Source organism: Serratia sp. H1w, from assembly GCF_000633355.1.
Classification (GTDB): domain Bacteria; phylum Pseudomonadota; class Gammaproteobacteria; order Enterobacterales; family Enterobacteriaceae; genus Chania.
The window spans coordinates 1-3,350 of the sequence record NZ_AYMQ01000226.1 but is presented as its reverse complement, the minus strand read 5'-3'; the positions used below and the strand labels follow the sequence as shown (position 1 = coordinate 3,350).

General features: G+C 55.1%; 2 protein-coding genes. One reads left to right on the top strand and one right to left on the bottom strand.

Annotation, left to right across the window (positions count from 1 at the left end):
- The first annotated feature begins 125 nt into the window (after positions 1-125).
- Positions 126-572: an NADAR family protein gene (locus U869_RS0128995; protein WP_025123852.1), complete on the top strand. Its 447-nt coding sequence runs from the start codon at positions 126-128 to the stop codon at positions 570-572.
- Between the two features lie 204 nt (positions 573-776).
- On the opposite strand, the gene U869_RS0128990 is transcribed toward U869_RS0128995, so the two are convergent.
- Positions 777-3,107 (bottom strand): Tex family protein, encoded by a 2,331-nt coding sequence (locus U869_RS0128990; protein WP_025123851.1) that lies wholly within the window; start codon positions 3,105-3,107, stop codon positions 777-779.
- Positions 3,108-3,350 lie beyond the last annotated feature (243 nt).

The window sequence follows — 3,350 nt, the reverse complement described above, 5'->3', positions numbered from 1 at the left end:
GCTTAACAGAGTATCTACGGAGCAGCTGGTTAAAGTTTGTCAGCAGTCTCACCTACTGGATAGAATAAAAACTTTAGGGGGTGAGTAGATGGCAAAACCCCCGCATTCCAAGGATGATGAAAGCAATGAGTAAAACCATACTATTTTATCGAGTGGACGAACTTTTCGGTGAGTTCTCTAACTTTTCTAAACATGGATTTTGGATTGAAGGCGTGCACTGGAGAACCGTAGAGCACTATTTTCAAGCACAAAAATTTCATGATGATGAGCTACGCAATACCATGAGGAATGTCATATCCCCAATGGAAGTTGCCAACATGGGGCGGGACAGAAGGCATCCCTTAAGAGAAGATTGGGAGAGCGTTAAGGATGATGTTATGCGCTTCGCGGTATTGGAAAAATTCAAGCAGAACGAGGGCGCTAGAGAGTTACTGTTATCAACTGGAAACAGTCGATTAGTAGAACATACTAAAAATGATAACTACTGGGCTGATGGTGGCGATGGAACAGGAAAAAATATGTTGGGAGTAATATTAATGGAAACACGGACGCGATTAATGGCGAGCCTGTAATATAATAACTAGTATTATCAATGAGTTGAGTTTTGTTGAAATAACTAGCCAGATTATCTGGAGGATATCCACCTAAGTCAATTTGACGCTAGCATAAACGCATTTTGGCCCATTAATATGCTTTCTTCCTGGAACTCCTGCCCCCTCGTTCATTAACATTGATGAACGAGGGGGGAATGCCGAAAGAGGGAGCCCCCCAGTCTGTTATTTCTTACCGAATGCAGCGGCCAGCGCGTCACCCATGGCGCTGTTACCCGCCGGAGTGCTGTTGCGTGGCTTAGGCTTATTGGCCGCCGGGCGCGAAGTCTTATCGCGTGCTGGGGCATTATTATTGCCCCCGCCACGGCGTGCGGAACCTTCGCCCGGTTGCTCGTCCAGGCGCATGCTCAGCGCGATACGCTTACGCTGCAGATCCACCTCCATCACCTTTACCTTGACGATATCGCCAGCTTTCACCACGGTGTGTGGATCCTCAACGAACTTGTCCGCCAGTGACGAGATATGCACCAGGCCGTCCTGATGAACACCGATATCCACAAAGGCACCAAAGTTGGTGACGTTGGTGACCGAGCCTTCCAGGGTCATGCCCACCTGCAAGTCGTTAAGGGTTTCTACCCCTTCGGCGAAGGTGGCGGTTTTGAATTCCGGACGTGGATCGCGGCCCGGTTTTTCCAGCTCTTTCAGGATGTCGGTGACCGTGGGTACGCCGAATTTCTCATCGGTAAAGTCGCTGGCTTTCAGGCTGCGCACCGCGCTTGGGTTACCCATCAAGTCTTGCAGCGCCTGGCGGGTTGCGGCCAGGATACGTTCCACCACCGGATAGGTTTCCGGGTGGACGGTTGAGGCATCCAGCGGGTTATCACCGTGGTTGATACGCAGGAAGCCTGCGCACTGCTCGAAGGCTTTGGGCCCCAAACGGCTCACTTTCAGCAGTTGTTCACGGTTGCTGAAACGGCCATTCTCGTCGCGCCAGGTGACGATGTTCTGCGCCATCATACGGGTCAGGCCAGCGACGCGGGTCAGCAACGGCACGGAGGCGGTGTTGAGGTCAACGCCAACGGCGTTCACACAGTCTTCCACCACCGAGTCCAGCTTCTTGGCTAACTGGCTTTGGCTGACGTCGTGCTGGTATTGGCCCACGCCGATAGATTTAGGATCGATCTTCACCAGCTCCGCCAGTGGATCTTGCAGGCGGCGGGCGATGGAAACCGCACCACGCAGCGAAACGTCGAGGTTCGGGAATTCCAGCGCGGCCAGTTCGGAAGCGGAATACACCGAAGCGCCAGCCTCGCTGACGATCACTTTCTGGGCCTTCACATCCGGGAACTGCTGTTGCAGCTCGGCAAAGAAACGCTCGGTCTCGCGGGAGGCGGTGCCGTTACCGATGGCAACCAGCTCAACCTTGTGTTTGATGCACAGCGCAGCCACCACCGCAGCGGCTTTGGCCGCCTGCCCGGTATGTGGGTAAACGGTATCGGTGGCAACCAGCTTGCCGGTGGCATCAACCACGGCCACTTTAACCCCGGTACGCAGACCTGGATCCAGACCCATGGTGGCACGCATACCGGCCGGGGCCGCCATCAGCAGATCGTGCATGTTACGGGCAAAGACGTTGATCGCTTCGTCTTCGGCGCGCTCACGCAGGGTGCCCATCAGTTCGGTTTCCAGATGCAGCAACACCTTGATGCGCCACGTCCAGTTAACCACGGATTTGCGCCAGGCATCTGCCGGTGCGTTGTTCAGGCGCAGGTTGAGATGATTGGTGATAATCAGCTCGCCCTGGCTTTCACGCGGGGTTTCTTCAAATTGTGGATCGGCATTCAGCGCCAGTTGCAGCACGCCTTCATTGCGGCCACGGAACATCGCCAACGCACGGTGCGAAGGCACTTGCGCGATGGGTTCGTGGTGATCGAAATAGTCGCGGAATTTCGCGCCTTCCTCTTCTTTACCCTCGACAACCTTGGACACCAGATGGGCGTTTTTCCACAGGTAGTCACGCACCTTGGCCAGCAGGGTAGCGTCTTCGGCAAAGCGTTCCATCAGGATGTAGCGTGCGCCGTCCAGCGCGGCTTTAACGTCTGCCACACCCTTCTCGGCATCCACAAAGCCTTCGGCCAGCTGTTCTGGCTGCTGTTGCGGATCCTGCCACAGGGAGTCTGCCAGCGGTTCCAGACCGGCTTCGATAGCGATCTGCCCACGGGTGCGGCGTTTAGGTTTGTAGGGCAGGTAAAGGTCTTCGAGTTCGGTTTTGCTTTGCGTGGCGTTAATCGCCCCTGCCAACTGCTCGGTCAGCTTGCCCTGATCGTCAATGGACTTGAGGATGGTTTTGCGGCGATCTTCCAGTTCACGCAGATAGCCCAGACGAGTTTCCAACTGACGCAGTTGGGTATCATCCAGGCCCCCTGTAACTTCCTTACGGTAGCGTGCGATAAACGGCACGGTATTGCCCTCATCCAACAGACGGATGGCGGAGTCAACTTGCTCCGGGCGGGCCTGCAGTTCGGTGGCAATGATGCGGCTCAGTGGATCAGTCATAGGTCAGGTATCTGTTAGCAGCGATAATCAATAGGGGAACAGTTATACGTTTTACGGGGAAAAAATGCCAGTCTGGAGGGCTTAATGCTGGTCAGTTTGTCCCCTAACCCCAACCCTCTCCCACAGGGCGAGGGAGCTGTGTGGCGTCGGGATCTGGAGCGGGAGCCAATCTGTAACAGGGGGGACGCGGAGGGCGAATACTGTAGTTGAGTTGTGGCTCGTTCGGTCCCCTCTCCCTGTGGG

Excerpts from the sequence above, each read along its gene's own strand:
- U869_RS0128990 (WP_025123851.1), bottom strand. The coding sequence starts at position 3,107 with ATGACTGATCCACTGAGCCGCATCATTGCCACCGAACTGCAGGCCCGC.
- U869_RS0128995 (WP_025123852.1), top strand. The coding sequence starts at position 126 with ATGAGTAAAACCATACTATTTTATCGAGTGGACGAACTTTTCGGTGAG.